General features: G+C 46.7%; 18 protein-coding genes and 2 pseudogenes. 5 read left to right on the top strand and 15 right to left on the bottom strand.

What is annotated here, in order from left to right:
* Nucleotides 1-259: 259 nt before the first annotated feature.
* Both J07HQW2_RS15895 and J07HQW2_RS15890 read right to left on the bottom strand, forming a co-directional pair.
* Nucleotides 260-1525: an RNA-guided endonuclease InsQ/TnpB family protein gene (locus J07HQW2_RS15895; protein ID WP_021056682.1), complete on the bottom strand. Its 1266-nt coding sequence runs from the start codon at nucleotides 1523-1525 to the stop codon at nucleotides 260-262.
* A 690-nt stretch (nucleotides 1526-2215) separates the two neighbouring features.
* Nucleotides 2216-3418 carry a Cdc6/Cdc18 family protein gene (locus J07HQW2_RS15890; protein WP_021056680.1) on the bottom strand — a complete coding sequence of 401 codons (1203 nt, stop codon included), beginning with the start codon at nucleotides 3416-3418 and terminating at the stop codon, nucleotides 2216-2218.
* A 918-nt stretch (nucleotides 3419-4336) separates the two neighbouring features.
* On the opposite strand from J07HQW2_RS15890, the gene J07HQW2_RS15885 reads away from it, so the two are divergent.
* Entirely contained in the window at nucleotides 4337-4555 is a 219-nt protein-coding gene (locus tag J07HQW2_RS15885) for a hypothetical protein (RefSeq protein WP_021056679.1), read from the top strand.
* Between the two features lie 152 nt (nucleotides 4556-4707).
* On the opposite strand, the gene J07HQW2_RS15880 is transcribed toward J07HQW2_RS15885, so the two are convergent.
* The 12 genes and pseudogenes from J07HQW2_RS15880 to J07HQW2_RS19255 all read right to left on the bottom strand — a co-directional run bounded on the left by J07HQW2_RS15880 (nucleotide 4708) and on the right by J07HQW2_RS19255 (nucleotide 18434).
* Nucleotides 4708-5112 (bottom strand): helix-hairpin-helix domain-containing protein, encoded by a 405-nt coding sequence (locus tag J07HQW2_RS15880; protein WP_021056678.1) that lies wholly within the window; start codon nucleotides 5110-5112, stop codon nucleotides 4708-4710.
* Between the two features lie 9 nt (nucleotides 5113-5121).
* Nucleotides 5122-5376: a homing endonuclease associated repeat-containing protein gene (locus tag J07HQW2_RS20135; protein WP_394324650.1), complete on the bottom strand. Its 255-nt coding sequence runs from the start codon at nucleotides 5374-5376 to the stop codon at nucleotides 5122-5124.
* Nucleotides 5351-5737 carry a homing endonuclease associated repeat-containing protein gene (locus tag J07HQW2_RS20130; RefSeq protein WP_048075350.1) on the bottom strand — a complete coding sequence of 129 codons (387 nt, stop codon included), beginning with the start codon at nucleotides 5735-5737 and terminating at the stop codon, nucleotides 5351-5353. Before J07HQW2_RS20130 ends, J07HQW2_RS20135 begins: the two co-directional genes overlap by 26 nt.
* 10 nt (nucleotides 5738-5747) lie before the next feature.
* A pseudogene (locus tag J07HQW2_RS15870) lies at nucleotides 5748-6140 on the bottom strand (pentapeptide repeat-containing protein); the annotation flags it as partial.
* 205 nt (nucleotides 6141-6345) lie between these two features.
* The gene (locus J07HQW2_RS15865; protein WP_021056675.1) at nucleotides 6346-6810 is read right to left on the bottom strand and encodes a hypothetical protein; all 465 of its coding nucleotides are present in this window, start codon (nucleotides 6808-6810) and stop codon (nucleotides 6346-6348) included.
* Nucleotides 6810-8813 (bottom strand): AAA family ATPase, encoded by a 2004-nt coding sequence (locus J07HQW2_RS15860; RefSeq protein ID WP_021056674.1) that lies wholly within the window; start codon nucleotides 8811-8813, stop codon nucleotides 6810-6812. The genes J07HQW2_RS15865 and J07HQW2_RS15860 overlap by 1 nt, the downstream gene beginning before the upstream one ends.
* Nucleotides 8813-8968: a hypothetical protein gene (locus J07HQW2_RS19265; RefSeq protein ID WP_021056673.1), complete on the bottom strand. Its 156-nt coding sequence runs from the start codon at nucleotides 8966-8968 to the stop codon at nucleotides 8813-8815. The genes J07HQW2_RS15860 and J07HQW2_RS19265 overlap by 1 nt, the downstream gene beginning before the upstream one ends.
* A gap of 13 nt (nucleotides 8969-8981) precedes the next feature.
* Nucleotides 8982-10454 carry a DEAD/DEAH box helicase family protein gene (locus J07HQW2_RS15855; RefSeq protein ID WP_021056672.1) on the bottom strand — a complete coding sequence of 491 codons (1473 nt, stop codon included), beginning with the start codon at nucleotides 10452-10454 and terminating at the stop codon, nucleotides 8982-8984.
* 129 nt (nucleotides 10455-10583) lie between these two features.
* Nucleotides 10584-13757 carry a homing endonuclease associated repeat-containing protein gene (locus J07HQW2_RS15850; RefSeq protein WP_048075349.1) on the bottom strand — a complete coding sequence of 1058 codons (3174 nt, stop codon included), beginning with the start codon at nucleotides 13755-13757 and terminating at the stop codon, nucleotides 10584-10586.
* A 191-nt stretch (nucleotides 13758-13948) separates the two neighbouring features.
* Nucleotides 13949-16687, bottom strand: coding sequence for a DEAD/DEAH box helicase (locus J07HQW2_RS15845; RefSeq protein WP_021056670.1), 2739 nt, complete (start codon nucleotides 16685-16687; stop codon nucleotides 13949-13951).
* A 501-nt stretch (nucleotides 16688-17188) separates the two neighbouring features.
* Nucleotides 17189-17822, bottom strand: a pseudogene (locus J07HQW2_RS19260) (IS6 family transposase).
* 441 nt (nucleotides 17823-18263) lie between these two features.
* A complete protein-coding gene (locus J07HQW2_RS19255) occupies nucleotides 18264-18434 on the bottom strand; it encodes a hypothetical protein (protein ID WP_303704259.1) in 171 nt (56 codons plus the stop codon).
* Between the two features lie 109 nt (nucleotides 18435-18543).
* On the opposite strand from J07HQW2_RS19255, the gene J07HQW2_RS15835 reads away from it, so the two are divergent.
* The 3 genes from J07HQW2_RS15835 to J07HQW2_RS15825 all read left to right on the top strand — a co-directional run bounded on the left by J07HQW2_RS15835 (nucleotide 18544) and on the right by J07HQW2_RS15825 (nucleotide 19983).
* Complete coding sequence (locus J07HQW2_RS15835; protein ID WP_021056668.1) at nucleotides 18544-19206, top strand: HNH endonuclease; 663 nt, start codon at nucleotides 18544-18546, stop codon at nucleotides 19204-19206.
* Nucleotides 19207-19310: 104 nt separating this feature from the next.
* Nucleotides 19311-19634 carry a hypothetical protein gene (locus tag J07HQW2_RS15830; protein ID WP_048075348.1) on the top strand — a complete coding sequence of 108 codons (324 nt, stop codon included), beginning with the start codon at nucleotides 19311-19313 and terminating at the stop codon, nucleotides 19632-19634.
* Nucleotides 19591-19983 (top strand): YIP1 family protein, encoded by a 393-nt coding sequence (locus tag J07HQW2_RS15825; protein WP_303704258.1) that lies wholly within the window; start codon nucleotides 19591-19593, stop codon nucleotides 19981-19983. The genes J07HQW2_RS15830 and J07HQW2_RS15825 overlap by 44 nt, the downstream gene beginning before the upstream one ends.
* A 263-nt stretch (nucleotides 19984-20246) precedes the next feature.
* On the opposite strand, the gene J07HQW2_RS15820 is transcribed toward J07HQW2_RS15825, so the two are convergent.
* On the bottom strand, nucleotides 20247-20729 hold the full coding sequence (locus J07HQW2_RS15820; protein WP_021056665.1) for a peroxiredoxin family protein: 483 nt from the start codon (nucleotides 20727-20729) through the stop codon (nucleotides 20247-20249).
* Between the two features lie 492 nt (nucleotides 20730-21221).
* Here J07HQW2_RS15820 and J07HQW2_RS15815 point away from each other — a divergent pair, with 492 nt between their 5' ends.
* The gene (locus J07HQW2_RS15815; protein WP_011571480.1) at nucleotides 21222-21650 is read left to right on the top strand and encodes a CopG family ribbon-helix-helix protein; all 429 of its coding nucleotides are present in this window, start codon (nucleotides 21222-21224) and stop codon (nucleotides 21648-21650) included.
* The last annotated feature ends 68 nt before the right edge of the window (nucleotides 21651-21718 follow it).

Below are 21718 nucleotides of genomic sequence, written 5' to 3'. Positions count from 1 at the left end.
ATTGATCGACTGGTGTTTCAAAAACTGAGGATTTTACTTCAGGCACGTTCTCTATGCTTGACTATTAGCGGTAGATATTACACTACCTCCTTACTTCTCGCTCATTTATGACCTGATATACTTACTAAACGGGGGGAGAGAATTATATAAACAAACAAAACCCACCAATTGTCTACGGTGAGCCAATGTTGTGGTTCGGCTCCCAAGTCCATCTGCTCGTGTGGACATATGCCATCTAAGTGAACTACCCCACCCCTACTCACTCACCGCTTTCACGGTTCGTTCCCCGAGGGTGGAGGGTGGGGCTTCCTGATTCGATAACGCGCTTTCCATCCACAACATCAACACTGCCAGATGAGGTGAACATAGGGAGCGCAGTCTCCACAGGCGTTGTGTCTTCGGACTGTCCCAGTCCTAGCTTCTTGAAGCTGCGAGACAGAATATTAATCGCCGCGTTCGCGTCTCTATCCATCTCGAATCCACACGCTGGACACGAGTGTTCTCTCACACATAACGGCTTCTTGGTCTCCACGCTACAAGACGCACATTCTTTCGTCGTCCCTGCTGGCTCAACTTCGACAAAGTGAGTGCCTTCACGCTTGCACTTGTATTCGAGCATCGTGGTGAATGTGTCCCAAGCCGCGAAAGCCGTTTTCCGACTGTTCCCAGACGACTTCAGCATCGACTTCACATCCAAATCCTCGACAGCCACCAAATCGTACTGGGTGGCATAATAGTTCGACAGTTTGTGCAGGAAGTCGTGACATTTCCGTCGAAGCGTCTGATAGTATTCTGCAACTGTCTGTCGCTGTTTCTCCCAGTTGTTCGAGCCCTGCTCTTTTCGCGAGAGAGCCCGTTGCTCGCGTCTGAGACGCTCTCGGTTATCCTGCAGGTCAGGAAATCCGACAGCACGACCGTCAGTGTCTTGAGCGTATTTGAGAATCCCAACATCGATTCCGACACACCGCTGTGGGTCGTCTGGTTTTGCTGGCTCTTCTTTCTCATCGACTGCAAAGGAAGCGTACCACTCACCTGTTGGTTCTCTCTTTAGAGTGACTCTTTTAATATTGACAGTCTCAGATATGTCCCGATGATAGCTAAGAGGAATGTCTGCGAGTTTCGAGAGTGACAGCACAGTCTGACCGTTCTTGTTGTCGAACTCGAAGCCAGACTGCACGTAGGTGAAACTCTGATACTCGCGTGGTGACTTCCAATTGAGACTGCCAACCTTGAGACCGTTCTGTTTGGCACCAGAGAGACGGATGATGTTTTTTGCGACGCGTTTTGCTGCGTCTTGGGAGACGGTTGAGTACAGCTCAGTGAGCTCGTCCCACCACTCCTTCAGGTCAGGCAGTTGTTTAATTACCTTATTCACACGCTGGTTGACTGTTCCAGCTGATTCGGGAATATTATTGAGCTCGTGAAGCGTGTGGTTGTATATCTGCCGACAGGTATCGAGATGATGGTCCAATGTCTCTCGCTGGGACTCAGTCGGATGGATTCGATACCTGTAGGCGTAGTTCATGATATTACTGGTTGTTGCGTTGCTCAATCTTGTCGTCGAGTCTATCGCGAAGGAATGCCGAGAGATTAAGCTGATTCTCCTCGAGCCACTCTGACTGGTCTTCTCTGAGCGTTACCATTGTACGTTCCATCGTGATAGGGAATATATACTCTGTGTATATGATTGCTTCGATGATGACGGCGCTGTATCCCCTCCATACTCACTCGCTTCGCTCGCTCCTTGAGGAAGGGGTCCTAGCGCCTATGATTTGATAACAGAGTATAATTTAGATCATGTTGTCGGATTAAGTATCAATACCGGAGCGTTTGCACACAATCACCCGACAGCGTCTCTGATCCTACAGACGCTGAGAAATATATCGGATTGGACACCCCATTTTCGTGTTGTAATTGAAAACCTCGATATATGACACACCCCTTTTTCGAGTAGTAACAAAAGATGTGAGAGGTAACACCCCCCGTTTTCGAGTAGTAAATACGGTGAAAATTTTCGTGAGATTAGTTATTCCTCCGGAACTGCTTCAACTGCTCGCGCAGATAACCGCGCTGATAGTTGCCTCTTCACAACTTATACTTTCGAATCGTGAGTCCTCGCGGATTGTCGTCATGACCGTCTCGGGGTTCTTGGATAGTTTACTTCCACCTTTGACCAAACACATATTGTCAGTGCTGAAGCTCAGATTATTAGTGGTTATACTTTGAGACTACTCGTTTCTCCAATCCGACTCTCTGATTTCAGCACATCGACGATGATGTCTTCGCTGGCGTCGAAACTGTATTTAAAGAAATTCCCACCTTGCGAACCTTTGTTCACTTCAGAGCGGACAAGAAACGCTTTGAGTGACAGTTGATTCAATCGCCGGTGTAATGTCCGGGGTGACATAACATCTCGATCGATTTGATCTGCAATTCGTTTATATCGGTCATAGATTGTCTTCCGTCGAGCTGGTGTTTTGTCTTCCCGACTGAGCGCTAATACCGTGTATAATACTACATGGCTCTGTGTCGGTAATGCTTCGAGTTCGTCTTTGACGACTCCGCGTTGTACCTGCTGATATGCCTTCTCGACATGTGATTCTGCGATTTCAGAGTCACCATTATCACGCGCGATGAAGCCCGCTTTCGACAGGATATCAATTGCCTCGCGAGCGCTTCCGGTACGCTGTGCGACTTTTGCAGCCGTAAATGGAATGACTGCCTGTGAGAGCACATTATCTCGAAAGGCAGCATCTGCACGTTGTGAGAGTATCTGTACCAGTTCGTCTGCGTTGTACGGCTTAAAATGTATTTCGTGCTCACAGAGTGTTGATTGGACGCGTGCCGACAGTTGATCACGGAATTTGAAATTGTTCGAAATGCCGATTAACCCGATTTTTGTTTCACTAATCTTGTCATTTGTGCGTGCACGTGGAATCTGATACAGGAGTTCATCATCAGAGCCGAGACTGTCGATCTCATCAAGTACAAATAGGACGTGTGTTGCGTCACTGTCGTCAATATGTTCCCACAGTTTGTGATGAATCGTACCACGAGGATAGCCTGACGTGTGGATCTGCTCATCACTTTCACGGAAATTATTCACAAGGTGACAAGCAACCTGATAACTTGTTAGATCCTTGCAGTTGACCCATACGGTCCTCACGGACACGTTATGGAAGTCTTCTTGATCCTCGGAAAGTTCATCAAGAATGATCCTCGTTGCCAGTGTCTTTCCCACGCCGGTGTCACCGTAGACGAAGATGTTTCTTGGACTCGCTCCGTTAGCAACACTCTGTAATATTTCTACGTACGTGGACATCTCATCTTCTCGGGCGACAAGTGTCTCGGGGACGTAGTCATCGGCGAGTGCCTGTTCATCTTCGAACACCGGGTCAGATTGTGTGAAGCGTCCCATACACTCTGTGTGTCACATGAGTATAAATAACCACCGTGTCATCTGTGTCAAGTGTGTCATATGTACTTGCGATTTTAAATACCCCCCTCCCCCCGTTTGGCAAGTGTATTGCTCTGCGAGAACGGTGGAGATACCAGAACGGCGTAGTGTCTATCGTCAGCGATCCAATACAGGATTCGAAAGAATATAAAAAGCCGAGGCGGAGGCGTGCTCACGGCACGCCTCATGTTGTTTGTTTGCTGTTCGTCCCCAGTACTGCTACGTTTATGTAAGTAGGTATATAAAATTATCCATATATAATGGTAATTTTGTGACTAAACCAATGTAAGCGAATCACCGATAGATACGACATAGACACCGACAAAACGATTACTTGCCCTCTCGTAACATTGCACACTCGCCAACTGGGGGGAGGGGGTTATATAAATAAACAAGACACTTTCCACAGGGGTGTACACTAGTATATAAATAATCGATGCATTTGACAGATTTAATGTGGGTGGTTCGCGGCACTATGCCCTACGAAATATCAGAATATACTAAAATATTCGATGTATCAAACTCGATAATATCATAGGTTTCAGTACATATAATATTCTGGTCAGATTTTGACAGTCTTTTCGGCGGTTGGTCTCCTGTGGTTTGTCGGCTAGATCAATGTTGCAGTAAGACTCAACCGCGTGATTGCTGCCATCCACGGCGGAATCTGGGCGAATCAGAACGGTCTCGTGAGGAATCTACACTGTGGTATGGATCGGCGACAATCTGAACACAGTAGCTGATGTCATGGTAGTTTATTTGTCTCGTATAGGTCCCATATGATGATTTTGGAGACGTCCAGATTCGGAATGTGATACGTCATAAGGAAGATTGAGAAATATATTTATTACCTGATAAATTTCATATACCTGATATCCGATGACATTGGAACGCTATTACTTCGTTGCCGACCGGGCACACCCGGAGCATGACAGTGCGACTCTTCACGCTGAACACGACTGCCACCACATTGATTCGTTATCCGAGAACCGACTGGCAGTGATCAGCGGTGATGGAGCGAGGCTTCGCGATGGTGGGCTCTTCCTGCAGTGTCTCAACTGTACAGACGGAGATGATGGAGTAGTCCCCAACTCGTGAATATCGCTCGGAGTGACATACGTGAAGTGTCGCAATCGTTCATACATAGACTGCCGGTTTAGCACAATCTGATTGATGAATAGTTGTTATAATGACATTGATGCCTGACAAAATAACATAACGTAGTGACACAACTGCTTATTATGAGATGGCTATAATTCCTCGAACTCGTCGGCTATTTCATCGAGTATTTTTACAGAGTCAGTATCCCTGTCTTCTGATGGCGTTTCTGAACCTCTTGTCGTTGTGGACTGTTTTTCAAAGTTGGACTGGTCTTGATCCGAATCCGCCTGTCTATTCATAGATATTATACGTGCTGCCGTCGCTTCCCCGACTCCTCGAATTTCTGTTAGTTCATGAGTTGATGCAGAAGCAGCTTCATCGACTGTTCCGAATTTTTCTAATATCCGATTAGCTGTCGGTCTCCATACACCTCGGATTTCGAGCAGTCTCTCAATCTCACCCGACGAGGGGGACTTACTCAGGCTTTTGGAAGAATCAAACGATCCCCCTGAGTCGTCGGTTGATTTGTCTGTTTCAACCTCAGACTGACTCACTGCCTCGTCCTATGAGTCAAAATATGACTGGTAAGCCGGTGCAGGGTATCCGCTGTGTTTGTTTATATCGGTGGTAGTAGGCACACTTTCGACCTTTCCCGCCACCCGTTCGATCTCATCCAGAATCTTTTGCTCAATGTCGAAACCAGCAGCCGCTAGTGCCTCATCCCAACTTCCGAATTCAGTGTAGAAGTCGTTTGGTGAATATTTATCTGGCAGTTCTGTCGACTTTGGAACCCTAGCCGATTGTGGAGTGACTGTAATGTACTGAGCATCTCTTCGCGGGTCTCCTCACTGGGCTTCTCTGGTTTCGTTTCAACCCTCTGTTTAATTCCAGAGTGTTGTATTGCCTCGTCCAATGAGTCAAAATACGATGAGTTATCGAGTGTGAATAAGTTCCGTGTTCATCTATTGCATCGATAGCAGACACATACTCAACCTTGTCTGCTACCTGTCTAAGATCGTCTAACAATATCTGCTCGTTATCGATACCAGCAGCCTCCAGTGCCTCGTCCCAACTCCCGCATTCGGTGTAGAATTCACGTTGTGAGTATTTAGGATCCTCCGGAAGCTCACTCGGCTTTGGAATGCGGTTCAGACGACCATGCAGTGACTGCAGTATCATAAGCAATTCCTCAGACTTTTTTTGATGTGCAGATTTCCATAGAGAGATCAGAGAGTGATGCATCGGATCCTGTTGTATCCGCGGTTGTATTCGTGGTTGTGTCTCTTTGTGCTTCTGGTTGATTCGCTCCACGTATTTTATCAGCTGGGAGAGCAGTCCCCCTCAAATCGACACTAGTGAGGTCGGCACCGGCGAAGGTAGCATTGGAGAGATCGACACTTCTAAGAGTGGCATCTGTGAGATCAGTGTTGATAAGATCAGCATCGGAGAGGTCGGCACCAGTGAGGTGAGTATCCACAAAGCAGACTTCGCTAAGATCAGCACCGACGAGAATAACATTAGAAAGGTATGCCTCACTAAGATCGGCACTGGTGAGGTCAACGCCGGTAAGATCCATTCCGGAGAGGTCACTCCCCTATGTAATATCAGTGTGATCAATTGGGTCGCTTGGGCCGATGTTCATTGTACAGTTGTTGAGTTCAATCTAAGACAAAGTTGTTGTGGCATGTTTGTTTCCGTTTTTGCAGAGTCGACGCTACGATCTTGGATTAAACAATGATTATCCACACAATCATTGACAATCTCCTTCCAGCGGTACCTGTTAACAGTTAATCTTGCGTTGCCCGGAGACTACTGATTTCTTCTTCGATATCCTCAAGAATTCCAACCTGCTTGGTCAGTTGGTCCTCATCTTGCGTATTCTTAATAAATGCAATAAGATTATCAAGATTTGATCCGGGCTCATCGACTATTTCTTCTTTAATCACGTGGGCACCACCTGCTCCATATCGTCGCAGTGTCTCAATCTGTTTTTCTGGTTTGAGAATGACCTCCGCATCATTATGATCGGCGTACGCCAATGCCGCAACAATCACCGATAATTTTTGATTCTGACTGATGTAATTCCACCGGATTTCTCCATTTTCATCAGGGTCCTCGACGTATCGACCTCGTGAGTATCCGACGCTCGCAGCGAAAATCAGTAGACGTGTATTCGACTCGAACGGAGCGTCGCTTCCCTCTCCAAGTTCTGGATATATATCATTTTTTTCATAATAGAATGTCGCCGGCATTAGTATGTCTCTCCTGTTGGAACTATCTCAGTGTATTCATATTTTTGCTCGTCGTGATACTGTAGTTTGTAGCGCTGTCCTGCAATATCTGCAAGTTCACCAGCGACAGCGTCACTCCACTGGCTTTCAGTGACCAACACAACTACCTGTTCAGCCATTTCCGGCAGTTTCTGGCTAACACGTCGTTGATATGTCGGGTCAAGATACCCAAATGGTGAATCCATCAACATTGGATAGATTCCGCCGGTAAAGTACGTCGTATCTTGATCAGATTCGTATTGATTCTTCGCGAGTGAGACCAGTGAGGCAATAAATGAGAGACTCGCTACCTGGCGTTCACCAGTTGACTTTGCAACAAGTTCCTGCTCAGTGTCTCCAACGTCCTTCAAAATTCGGAGAGCATACTCATCGCTAATCCGTGCGTAGTACTCTTTTTCAATAATCGATTGGAATGTCTGATTAACTTTATCATTGACACTTTTTCGAACCTTATCCTGGTACTTTTTGAACAGCGCGTCGATCTGGTCTCGGAGATATCCAGCTGTTCGTGCACGCCGTCGTGCTCGATTAGCGACTTCGTTTTCCTCTCGAGCGTCGCTAATATCCTCTTCAATCTCAGAAAGTGTCTCCTCACAATCATCGATTTCTCTCTCAACACCACCAATGCTCTTACTCAATTCTTCAATATCGCTTTTGAGATCTTGTCGCCTTTCCTCAAGTTTTCCGATATCTTCAGTTTCAATTTCAGAGAGTGTCTCACTAATTTCATCGAGTTGCTCCTGTAATTTTTGTTTGCGGTCACGTTTGGCACTACGCTCTGCAAGTAATTCATCGATATCATCATACAGATCACTCTGTCGCTCACCAATCTCTGAGAGTCGTCCAACAATATTCATTGCAGCCTCCTCAAGTTCTGTTGACCCTGCACGTTCGCGCCATTGAGAGACTTCCTCACGCGCGCCAGATCCATGATGGAGTGGTCGACCACAAATACATTCCTCAATATCGAGGAGATCTTCAACAAATTGCGTTTTGATTTCTGACGGAATCTCACCTTTTCGACGTTTTTCTTGTAGCATTCGTGCTGTTTCCTCGACTGCTGGCATTGCGAAGGGAAGATGCCCAGAGTCTGAAATCACCGATCCAGTCTCATCATCAATATTCTTAATATCCGTGTCTATATTGTCAAGATTAGTCCGCAACCTATCACGCTCTTCCTGAAGTTCTCTGCTATCTTCGAGTTCTGACAGACGTTCTTCAGTCTGGGTGAGTTCCCTTTCAGTTTCCGTGCGTGACTGTTGGAGATTTTCACGCTCATTCTCGAGGGAATCGATTTTACTCTTGATATCTTGTTTTTTCGAGACTAAATCTGAAAGTTCATTACTTCCATATTCATCCATTGTGTCCTCAAACCTTCCCTCAACAGTATCGAGATGTCGAATCGCCCGTTCAAGAATCTCAAGACCCATAATATTCCGAATCGCTGATTGAACCTTCTGTTGTCCATCATCGGCGGTGAGTTCACTTATTGTCTCACCATCAAAAAAGAAGATTTCGCGAAGGCGCTGCGGAAGAATACGCTTGAGTGCTGACGTTGGGTTATTACGTTGTTTATGATTCCCGTGTTCGTCAATGTACTCCAATGTAAGATCTTCATCGACCTGCACCCCAGAGAGGTCGGTCTGTGATCGCTTTTGAAACACTTGCTTCCGCTCGGCTGTGTATTGACGCCCTTGATCCTTGAACTCAAGTTTCACACGCGCAGGAACGCGACTATTCACGCTGGCTTCGTCTAACGCCCGCTCAGTGGCGATCTTATCAGGTTGTGGAAGGGTAAGCTCGTTATAAAATAACCAGAGGAATGTATTTAATAATGTAGTTTTTCCTGCACCATTGTCGCCGTGAACAACAGTGACGTTATTTGATTCCTCCAGTGAGAATGATACCTCTTGAGTTCCGTAAAATTGTCTGAAATTTTCTACTTCGAGCCGCTTGAGTTCCATCAGTCAACCTCCTCTTTAATAATTTGCTCAATATCATTGTTGATCCCTTTTGGACTACCCATGTGAAGTTTATTTTTTTCAGCTTTGAGCACACGTTCCATTATACGATTTATTTGTTTTTTATCGACGGAATCGGGAAGATCATTATCAGTCATGTATTGTATTATATTACATGTCCATAAGATTAAAATTGTTTTTGAGAGTGCGAAGAGATCCTTCTGTTGTTGGAATATTGCTCAGGTTCGCATCAGGGTGATTCTTTGCATTCTGTGTAAATGTTGCGACACGTTGGAGTTCACTCTTGAGAAGTTGTCGTTCAATACTGAACGTATCGGTATAAGAGTTCTCGCTAATTGCTGCTGGCGGTGTGACAATGAAATCATGAATTATTGAGTGGCGTTTATTCTCGTGTGGTCGAAGAATACGGCCACGACGCTGAACGAACTGTCGTGGATTGCTTGAACTGGCGAGCATGAACGCCGTCTGTGTTGCTGGAACGTCGAGACCCTCATCCAAACAGCGAATTGCAATGAGCGCTTGAAGCGAACCATCCTCAAAGTCATTGAGGAGTCGCTCCCGAGTCTTTTGATTTTCTTCATATGTGAACTGGTGGGCGCGGACACCGAGGTCAGTACCAAGAAGTTCTGTCACAATCCGAAGTTGTCGTTTGAGCTCTGTTTCATCATCGTTGGTCGTCTCCGCTATGTCCGAGTCAGCGTCTATCTCAACACGTCCATCGCCACAGTAAATAAGTGAATGATGAATGGACTCAGAACCAATCTCCCTGATGAGAGATTCAAGCGTCTGTATCTTGTTTCGTGCTGTGCCGACTAATCGTGAGCGCCTGATTAGTAATTGTTGAAGCTCTTCATCATCTGTAATGTCGATTGACCCTCCAGTTTGACCACCGCCATCATTATCAGCTAGTATTCGACCAATTGCTTTTGAAACTGCAAGGTATGAATCGGCTTCGTCATCGGTGAGCTCGATAATATGTGGGATATAATAATACTCAGAGAGGTAGCCGTTTGCGATTGCTTCAGCTAATCCATAATCGTAGACAATTCCATTACTGAAATATGATAAGAGCGCATCAGTTCCCTCATCATCATACCATCGTTCTGGTGTTGCTGAAAGTCCAAGTCGAGCCCGCACATCTGTCGGGAGGAATTGTCGAAGGTGTGGTGCCCCCATATGGTGTACCTCGTCTGCAATTAGCATTGTTTCAGTGCCATCGACTCGAGTGAGAATACGCTGAAAATGCTTGGTGGCGAATGTCTTATGAGTCGTAACGACCGTCAAGAGGTCCCGAGCACCACTCGTAAATTCCGTAACTGCCCCAGTAATATCGCTCGTCCATCCTGATCGTGAGCCATATGCACGAAATGGCGTCGCACCGAATTCTTCGAGATCCGCTGTCCACTGATCGACGAGATGAGTGTACGGTGCAGCAACAATGAGTGCTAATCGATCATCTTGTAATGTATAAAGATCAGTGGCGGCAATGAGAGCAGTAATTGTCTTCCCAGTCCCTGTCGCCATATTTAGGATGCCCTGTCCGTGTGAAGACTCCCACGTTCTGACGGCCTCTGATTGGTATTCACGAGGCGTAAGCCAGCCGGGGAGAGTGAGAGATGTCATATGAAATGTATTTAATTACAACTATACTCAAATGTGAAGATGCGAACTGGATTAATAGTTATGCCTGATCAGTCCATACACAATTATATAAAATCACAAGATCTCGCGAAGCATGTGACACAGTGATAATTATAGTCCATTGAGTTCGCGTTCAATCTCATTGAGAATATCAATCTCTGAGGGGTCTGGGGTTGTCTCTTCTGTTGATTCAGTTGTGTCTGTTGTCGTGGTAGCGTCTGAGCCCCCTGTGGATTCGGTAGTACCTGGTCTTGCGTCACCTTTGCTAGGACGCTCGCTGACACGTGTCACAGTGAAGTCCGCAGTTGTACTCAGGTTTCGTGTTGTTTCGTCATTAGAATTTGTCCATAATTTTCCGAGAGCCTCATCAAGAATATACCACTCTCCGGGTGTCCACTCAACAGTTACGTCATGCGTTTCCCAGACATTGAGGTCTGTCTGACTACCAGTGAGATCCTCAATATGAACAGTTTCTCGCCGTCGAGACCTTTCGGTGTCACTCACTGCCCGTACTTTCACCGGTATTGGTCGGTCGAATCGACCATTCGATTCAATTGTGTCGATGGTCGCATATTCGTCAGAAGTAGTTTGAGTGACAGTTGTCGTTTCTGAGAATGCTGCTTCCTGATCACCCCCACTCAATGTCGAATCAGTCACTCCGTCGATATCCCCACTAGATTTATTATCCACAGCATCGCTCGCCTGCTGATTAGGTTCAGGATCCTGTTCGATATCATCATCGGCTACGTCTGTAGCAAGTTCAACTGCTTTTTCCCAGTTGCCAAATCGATTGACGACGGTTGTTGAGGAGACTGCGCCGTGTGTATTCATTTTTGCTCGCGATGGTTCACGACCAAATTGCTCAATCACGTCTACCAAGGCGTCGAGAACTTCGACACGTGTATACTTTCGACGATTACGCGCGACTTCATCAATTTGGTCAATATTCGCTGTATCAAGCGCCCCAGACCACGATCCAAACGCATTTATATATGCATCAGCCGGATAGTCACCACACAGATCAATGAGTTCAGGACGAGGTGATTCGTCGATCGTGGTTGCCAGCATTTGTAAAGAACTGATGAGATCTTGTCTTCGATATTCAGTCTTGTCCGTTTTATTATCCGAGAGGGATTCAAGCGCTGATTGAGCCGTTGATAGTCGCTCGCGTGCAGCTTCGTACTGTTGTTTGTGTGCGTCATCAGCAGCTGACATGCTGAGTTGGGTTTTAATTGTGTCAAGCGTCGTTCGCACTTCTGCAAGTGACTCTCGAGCAGCCACGACATCCTTGACCTCGATATATTGCTCAGTCTTCGTTAATGACTTATGAACGGTGTCCAATGCTGAATTAATATTATCCTGCTGCTCACTACATATCTCCTCCGTAGTGGCAACATATTCTGAGACCATTGAATATCGTTGTTCCGTCTCCCACTTTGTTGGGAGTCCCTGTGCTGTTGCGATATCGACGGCGGTCACATACTGGTCTTTCGCCGTTGTGAACGCATCAAGTGCATTAAGATACTCACCCCGATCTCGGGCTTCAATACCACGGGTGACAGCAGCTTCTGCCTGATCGACATGCTCTCGATGTTTTTCCATTGCAGATGTCTCGACATCGTTGAACGTGCGTGAAATTTGATATTTATTTGCAGCGATACGACGCACAGAATCATCAGTTTCATCAGCGATTGTTGCTGCCCGCTCAAGCATTCCGTATGCGCCCCACAGTTGCCATTCAGCGCGATCAAATAATCCATCCTCAAGCGCTGTTTTAGCATTCTTGCGTGACTTTGTTGCTGACCAAATAAGACCCGTAACCAAGTCTAAATCTCCACGTGCTGATCCCTTGGTTTGCGTCGAGGTCTCAGTTACATCATTGTGCGAGGTTGGCTTTGCCCTTTGCTGTTGTTCATCAATAGTAATGTCGATAGATTGAATCGGATCACACAGGATTCGATACGTTCCTCTGGCATCGCGGAATTCAATATCACCGTCATCTCGCAGCCGTTGAAGTTGCTGTCTAATTTTCGCTCGGATATTATTGTTATCTGGAAAGAGAAGCTTGAGATGTATTTCCATGGCGTCGTAGAGTTCATTCAGCGTCACGACAGCAGTATTAGATGTTGTGCGATACCATCGGAGTTCGTCACGAACAGCGTCTCGCCATGATGGGCTCTTCAGACGAACATCTGCAATATCTCCCGCGTTATCCCATGACCCGAACACATGCTGGTACTGTGTAGCCGTATGTGATCCATGCATGGCTATATGATACGGCGCGACAGGGCGGTCAAGTTGCATATCAATCGCAGTCAGTTCCGTAATGAGCGTCTCTCGCAGTGATTCGGAATCTGCTGTGTTTGATACATCGTCTGCTGATTCTGACTGTCTCTCCCCGCTGGATGCGTTCGTCTCTATGTCTCTCACAGGCTCTGTTTTGCTGGTTGTATCCGAATCAATCGATTCCTCTCTTGATGGTGCGGGTGTCTTCGTTTCAGAGGGCACTGATTCCGGAGACGTGCGCTCGGGTTCTTGCTGCGTCATAATGGTGCAGAGGTCTATCGCTGCGGTGACCGCCTCGGCTAACTGAGTCGTTGCAAAAGTGCTGAGGTCAGTCGCCGCGATAGCTGTCTCAATTGATCCACATGAAGATGCATACCCCGCAGATGGATATACTCCGTATTTGATGACATCTGCTGAGGAAGGAATATGCCCAATCTTCTGTGCGATCTGTTTGATCTCATCATGGAGTATATTTGCTCCCCCGAGCGATTCGATACGACTCGTGATATATGAGTTGAGCTGCTCACTCTCACCATGTATCTGCGTTCGAAATTCCGTGCCTTCGACAGTGCGAGTCACGACTGTGTGCATCGGTGTCCGCCACCAGAGTGATCCGGTTGAGCCGGCAGACTCAATCCTCACGTCTAAGAGATTATCATATGCGAATGACTGTACGACGTCACCGTCAGCACAGCCAGCGATATATAATAAACGGGTGTTGGTGATGAGTACATATGCACGACCATCGATCTCGTCTGGGATTTTCTGCACCGAATTATCAACACCGGTGTCAGCGTCGGTGTTTTTCTCACCGCTGTCGAATTTCACAAGTTTCTCAGCGCGACGGCAATACTGTGGCTGCTCCGACTCGTCCAATAAGTCAATAAGTGGGTCGGTATACAGATATGTCGAGACAACTCCACCAGTTGATGTCAGCTCATCTGGGGTAATATCACCATCAGCACTGGAAACAAGATCCGTTGCTGAACGACCTGACATATCTTTTCTTGTGGTAAGCATGAGAATAATACTGTCGGATGTTCAATGCATCTCGCTCTATCCTGCTAATCGGTATGTATTGATTATATATTGTCACACCGGATGCGTATCATCTACTATCATCTGTGATGAAGGCATCTGAATATGGGAGATTTCCACGTCATATCCACCTGATACAGATAAGCCAATGTTCACGTATTCACACTGAGTGATTCCAGCCGCTGTGTGACATCACTTTGCGATGCAGTGAGATTGCCTCGTCTAATGAGCGTCTCAACGTCATCGCGTTTCATAATGGTCGATGCAAGCGCCGTCTCAACCACTGCCTGTCTTGAGGCGTCTGTCTCTGCGGTATATGCTGTCACCAGCGACTTAAGTGCGGGATTCAGTGACAGTTGATTTTGTTCTGCAGATTGCTCATCTGAGACTAACCGTTGACCTGCGTCATCAGCATCCACCGTTGCAAGTGTCAGTGATTCCTGAAGATGCGATCGGACGCTTTGTGCAGCAAACGTCTCTAAATCATCAGTTGTTGCTATCTCGATAAGCTGACAAAGCCACGCAGGTACTGATATAGTGTCGCCAGAAGCTGAGACAAACGGTGTCGATTGATCAGGTGCGTCTGTATCTCTCTCAGCTACTGCTTCAGGGACTCTCTTGATAATATCATGACCGCTCTCAATAGTGGCGGTATCATCACCGGCACTCGTATCGGTGTATGAATCAGCGGTTGCTGGTCGTTTATGTGACTGCCGTTCAATCGACATCAGTGCTGAGCCATCAATATCTGTTGCACGACTACACAGTGACTCAAGATTTGATTGGATATCATCGTCCTCGGGCCACTCATATTGGTCAGGGCTTGATCTATCGATTGCGTTGACACCGGCGATCTCAAGCGATGACAGTGCGTCCTCGGTCAAATATGTCTCTGGGTCAATTCGAAACACAGGGCGGGCATCAAACGAGTCTCCCCACGCGAGAAGCTGGCTTGCCGTCTCAAGTAGCTCAACACCATCTTCACGAGGAAGTATTGCCCCATCGCGTGTTGGAACACCCATTACATGGAAAAATTGTGCATATTTATTTTCCTGTGGATTGCGGAGGACCCGACCCATTCGCTGGACGAGTGAGCGGCTAAGCCGCCCCCGACTCCGGTTAATACAGACATCTGCAGTCTCGATATCAACGCCTTCTCCAAGCGTCTGTGCAACGCCAATAAGTGCGCCATTGTCTGCGTCTGTATCAAATGCTCTCACTGTTGACAGGGCGTCATCGCTGTCAAGTACTGTAATAAGTGACTCATACGACTCGCCAAGTTGAGACGCTAATTTATCGGTGACATATTCAATTTCACACTCTGTCTCCAGTAACACGACACATTTGTGTTGATTGATATGATCGAGCGTGAGATCGACGACCGTCGAAAGTGCGGGTGAGAGATTATATCGTGTAAGCTGTCGCCCCATCACCGCAGAGGCGAATGAGCGAAACTCTGGATCCGCTTCTTTCAGATCCCGACCGACCGATGATTGTACAAGCGAGCGAGCCTCAGACAATGTAGTAAATGAGATACTATCACCTGAGACGGCGTCAATGTTATTCGTTGATTCACTCTCTATATTGATGCCATCTGGAAGATCAATCCCACTGCCAAATGTCTCGATACCATCACGACACTCTGTGGTAATATTTGCCAACTCTGCTTGATTCCGATATGGTGTGAAGATGACATCCCAGTCAAACTGTGGGATAACACCGGCGCGTTGCCCGTCGCGGAGTGAGAACTGGAATAGTTTTGGGATATCCCGTCGTTCGAGTGTTCGTGCGTTCGTCGAATCGAGTGACCCAGAGAGTGCAAGAACATCTCCATTCATTTCATCAAGTAATCCACCAAATCCAGACCCGCCGAGATAGTGATGCGCTTCATCAAGTATGATGAGATCTGTCTCGGGAACCCCGCGCTCCTGAAGTCGGTTTGGCGTCCAAAAGTGGACATCACCCCATTCGAATGTTGCCGTTCGTTCACCACCTCGTGTTTGTCGTCGTTCTGGAATATTGAGATGTGTGTCAAACTCACGCTGCCATTGATCGAGAATTAGATCTCGATGTGCAATGATGAGAACAGTCGCTCGATCATCAGTCTCATTATCTGGTGTCTGAGATGCATCAAAAATATCCGTATCAGCCGGATGGAGTGATCCGAAATGATGAGCGATTGCTGCGAGTCCAAGGAATGTCTTGCCTGTTGCTGTTGCCATATCAACGTAGCCGCGGCAATCATGCTCAAGCCACGCAGTGAGCGCTGAGCGCTGATGATCCCACAGTTGTGTTACCATCCGTGGTTCGTCGATCCGATTTAGCAGTCCAGTCGTTTCTCTATTAGCAACTGTATCGACGAGAAGAGACACATATGATTCACGACGAGGACGACAAAACACCTCTGAGACAAGTGTAGTCACTGATGCATCCTCTGGGAGTCGGATCGTCCCTAAGTCCGTTGTATCGATATCTCCTGTCTCGGCTGCCGCAACGAGTCTCTTATTCAAGACAGCCTCAACAGCGCGACTTGGGTTCTCAAGATCCGTATAATCTGACTCAGAGAGTTCATCACGAAGACGATTGAGCGACCACGCAACTCGTCCAATATCCGTGGGATCGTGTTGACCCAGCGGAAGTGATGTTTCGCCAATATTGATTCCTGCGGATGCAGCGAGCCCTTGTTGATAGTACTCGCCAGTTTCTGGGGCAAAATCACCCTTTGTCAGCCCTGTACTCCCGATAACGATCCCATCGGCAACAAGTCGAGCGTTTTGATCAATATATGCGGGCCACTGACCTGCTGGAAGGTCTGAGAGCCATTCTGAGTGAAATATCTCACCAGGCGTGTCCTGACGCGTCACGCTATCTGCTATATCATCAATGTTCATTCGCTCTCACTCACTCAATGTTACATATATGTATGAACAAATAAATGTTCGCGTACTTATATGAGATGCTAGAGATGTTATCACCGTCGTCAGCTAGGATGATCGCGGGAGGCGAGTTCACGGATCACCGGCAGTCGTGACTGGTTCGCCTCTCACCTCCAATTGGGAGATTCTACATCTGGTCCAGCGAATTGTAGCATTGTGCAACCAGATGCACACAGTAACAGCGATCCCAAACCGCAGTTAAAGAATATAATTACGCAGTGATTCTCTGAAAACAGTACATTCGGTAGGACCCTGATAACTCAATAAAACGGTGGAACAAATTTGACTGTCCTTCCGGATCTGTCGCATAATAAAGCACTATTGGTATAGTAGTTTTACCCAAGATTTGTGCTCAATTACTTTAACCGAGCAAAGAACCAGCTGAGTCGTTGTGTTTGAAGACCAGACTACCCGAGACGTACCTCATAATGATGATCATTGATTACACGGTATTGTTCAGATTATTTGATTCCATGCGAAGGCGGACGATCTGAGCCACTCGTTTACAGTTTTTGCTTCGGCATTGCTGAAACAGTTTGAGAAGCAGACAGTTTGACGTTTTATTTCTCTAGAGACACGTTTGACAGCATTCCGATTCCCATGTTTTTCGTATCTGAAATCGAAGCCATGTCGATGGCACGCACTTTGTAGTGAGTGCGAGCCATCGACGAGAAACACGGCGTCTTTGACGTCGTGTTTCTCGGAGAGTTCCGTCAGAAACGAATGAGCGAGAATGTTTGTTGTGTCGGTTCAAGTTTTGTATGAAGTAATTCGGTTATCTCAGAATCGACAGCGGCGTACAGCCAATACTGCTCGTCGTTGAGTTGGATCACGGTTTCGTCAACCGCAATGTGATCTGGACACTGACCAGATTCGGGCTGTCGATCGGCTTTGTGAACCAATCATAGATGGTTGATCAAGCACGCTCGATACCGAATATTTCAAGAATATAGACAGGATTCGAAAGCGAGAGTCCCGCAAGATGCAGCTGAATACTGAGCTTCATCAGAAACCGCGGTGTCGCTTCTCGTTCAACAAACTCTAAGTTGATCTCCTCCAAACACTCATTGAGGCGGTCTTTTTTGAGCATAGACTACTCAGAGAACGAGCCGCCTCACTCTTTATACTTATCTGAACACCGCCAGTTGGAAAGGTGAGGATTCGGAGAGGAAAAGACGTGATTATGAGAATGAACAAGGTGAAAAAATACATCTGGCACCGTTATAACCGGGAGACTGAGGCGATTGAGGAAAACAAAGATCAAGACCAAGACCAAGACGACAAGACGAAGACAGAGATATTGTCAACTTGACATCCTCCTCCGCCTGAACTGAGGGCGGGAGGAATCCCGAGCGTTGAGAGTGGCAGGTTTCCAACCATGGTTGCTGTCACTTTACGGGAATCCATCTCACCCAGCCATCGTGATCAGTGGTTGACTGGCGGTGCCAAACTACCGTTACCCCTATCCCCAGTGTCACTGGTTCATTGCTGTTATGTTTGCCAACAGCGAGTCAGTGACACGTCGGCAGACTCAGAGGTAGAGGTATCGTTGTGTTTTCAACTCACTCACACAGACACAGGCACAGGCTTCTAGCCTGTGTGATTCATCAGTGAGCGTTTCGGATACTGTCTCATTACTAGCGGAGAGACCGCCTCCGAAGGTCGGTCGGAATCGCTCCGTTCCGACCTGACCTTGTTCCAATACATGTTATCTAGTTTCTTAGCTGTATTGCATGTCGGATTCAGCCTATCCTGTCCTGTCCTGCGCCGACAGACGCAGGTATTCTCCTCGAATCTGTATAACACTGGATGTGTGGGAAAAAGATGAGTACGATCCAAACAAGAGCCATTTCATATTTCTTACCGAGGAGTTGTTGATCAATGAAACACATTCACAGGGTGATCAAAGAATTGGCGTTGAGGGTGATGGACAGTACTCTGGACCCTTAGCAAAATATGTCGATGACTGGGATGCGCTGTTCGATTATCCAATGAATAATGAGACATCAACTCAGTCTGGAAGCCAGCCCCAACCTGATCAAGATCAGAATACGAATTTGTCCGGATCAGTCGTACAGACTAAGCGTGATCAGGTCAGCGTCAGCGAGGGATTCAAGCAAGATACGTATGAACGAGTTGAGTATCGCTGCCCACTCTCAGGAATAGAGAAACCGGCATTACTCACTATCTCGCATGTGCTTAGCCGATCTGATCACCCAGAGCTAGCTGAAGATATCAAAAATGTACTGTTACTGGATTGGACTCATCACATGGCGTTTGATGCCGCATTATGGACATTTGATGAGTTAGGGCGTATTTGGATTAAAAAGGTCTTGAGACGAAGAGCGACACGCTTCGCAGTTCGCTTATCAGTCGTCATGGAGAGAAATCAGAGAAGCTCTCATTGGTATCGGATAATCATATTGATCGCCACAATAATGATCTCAATTGGTGGCCCCCACAGTGATACCTGACGTACAATCCGGTTTTCAGTTTTTCTCTGTTACATTCACTGCAGTCCGTCACACGGATTATACGTGACTCGCAGTAAGGTAACAATAGAGATCGAAGAATGAGTATGATATCGGACGTTCAACGTGCCAACATACATCCAGCATCGTTCTTCAAAGACAGCATAAACACAAACGCAGACGCAGATACAAACACAGGGAAGTTGAGTCTACTTCGTCCGGCGTTAGTAGTCGCTGCTGTCGCAGTTATTGGGCTTCTCGGTGTGATTCCAACATTGTTAGCTGTCGCGGAGGCAGCACCTGGAGGCGCAGGTATACTATTCGTCGTCACGAGTATAATCGGTAGTTTAGTTGGGACGCTTGGACCATTCATTTCATGGTTGATTGTTGGAGGGTCGTTTTTTTCTTGGCTCGCTCGTGTTTGGCGGTGACGGCGAATTCCGTGATCTGTTAGCAGCCATTGGGTGGGGTTTTGCGCCACGAATAATTGTTCCATTGGTCGGGGGTATCACTGCATTCGTGTTTGTTTCTGGGACGAACTTCTCTGACCCACAGCAGGCTCGACAACTCGCACAAATGACGACAACTGGAACAGTCGGTATGATTAATCATGTGGTGAACGCAGGAACGTTCATTTGGGCTGGGTGGGTGTGGACACACGCGGTCGCGAGGGTCAGAAATATATCAACTCAGAATGCAGCAATTGTGGTCGGAGCGGTCGTTGTGATCCAGATCCTCGTCAATGTGGGTCTTTCAATCCTGAGTGCCTCACTTCTTTAATTGCGTCAAGACGGAGACGTTCGTCCAGTTCAGTTGATTAGTATTAGTTGTATGACGTTGCAAGAAGCTACTCACGCGGTGCTGATACGGACTGGATAGCAATCGACGCAGTATGGAAATCTAGTTCAAAAATTCAAACATTTGTCGTTGCCGGGTCGCTTCTTAGAGTTATTCATCAACCGCAACGTGAGCGATATCTGATAGATCTGAGCGTTGATGGAACTCACAGAGCGTATCGCTCACGATCAAATCTCTCTGTGAATTTATTCTCCAAATGGGTCAGCAAAGTCATTGCGGATGAAGTAGCGCACGTAATTGCCGTACGTGCGGTCGCCCGGATGATCTGCGATCTGTTCATATCGTACAATACCGTCTTCATCAATCACATACGTTGACGCAATGCCAGTTACACCATGAATTGTCTCTTCGGTGCCGCTGAATTGGTCTGCAATTTCACCGTCCGGGTCGGTGAGCAGTTGGATATCGAGATCGTAACGGTCGCGCATTTCAGTGACTGTATCAAGTGTGTCGGTGATGACCGGTAGTATATCAACACTGTCGTTGAACCACAGGTCATATGAAACTTCACTGAACGTCTGAAGCTGCTCGGCACAGAAACTACACCAATGTCCCCGGTTGATCAAGACGACAGTTGGACCATCATCCAAGGTCTCAGTGAGCGATACCTCGCTGCCGGCGGTGCTTCGCGCGCTGAACTCGGGAGCGTCTTTATTGAGTAGCGTCATCTGCTAATTGTTTCTCCAGATGTGAAAAAAACGTATCGAGATAGTGTGGAGTTAATATCCTCCCGCGACTGAAGACGCGGAGATCATTACTACTGACCGGCTCGCCCAAGAAACAACCGAAACCGCGATAATGTCGCTGGGATACGGTGAATAGGTTTCGATCATTATATCCTATGGTATCATTGATCATGAAGACGATGTCTTCACACTTATTTAGTGATATGTATTTGTATCTAAGCGATTTAATTCAGTAATAGCAAAATAGTGAGTAAATATATCAAATAGATGTATGTCTATTCGAGCATCGAATCATACATACCGACTGATCAAATAATAATATCTCTAAATTGAGATTTTTCTTAGTGAAATCAGAGACGTCTAATTTGATCCTCTACGCTAGAGTTGCCAGTGTACGCATATTTATGAACTGTATATAAATAAATCATCGCTCAGATAACAATACTTAATATTTTCATGGGCATGTGTTATTATATGAGCGTTGTCAGCGTCTCAATGCCCGAGGAACTGCTTGAACGAATTGATCAGTTTGCCGATGATCACGGCTATACAGGTCGGAGCGAGGTATTTCGAGAGGCAAGTCGAAATCTGCTGGAAGAATTTGAGGATAAGCGACTCGAAAATCGTGAACTGATGGGCATCGTGACGGTTGTCTTTGATTATGAAACAACGAATGTTGAGGAGAAAATGATGCATCTTCGGCATGAACATGAAGATATTGTCGCTTCAAACTTCCATAGTCACGTTGGTGGTCATCACTGCATGGAACTGTTTGTGCTTGAGGGGTCACTCGAAACAATCTCGACATTCGTCGGTAAGATCCGAGCGACAAAAAATACGCTCACAATCGATTATTCCGTGTTACCAGTTGATGACTTCGGTCCGCTCGCAGAAATGACCTGATTTTCGATACAGATCCACCCCAATTCGATGATCGGTGCAACTATTAGTATACCTCAAATAGGATCTCA

The organism is Haloquadratum walsbyi J07HQW2, from assembly GCF_000415985.1.
GTDB classification, from domain to species: domain Archaea; phylum Halobacteriota; class Halobacteria; order Halobacteriales; family Haloferacaceae; genus Haloquadratum; species Haloquadratum walsbyi_B.
Note: the sequence above shows the minus strand (reverse complement) of the source record. Positions and strands in the feature narration are given on the sequence as shown.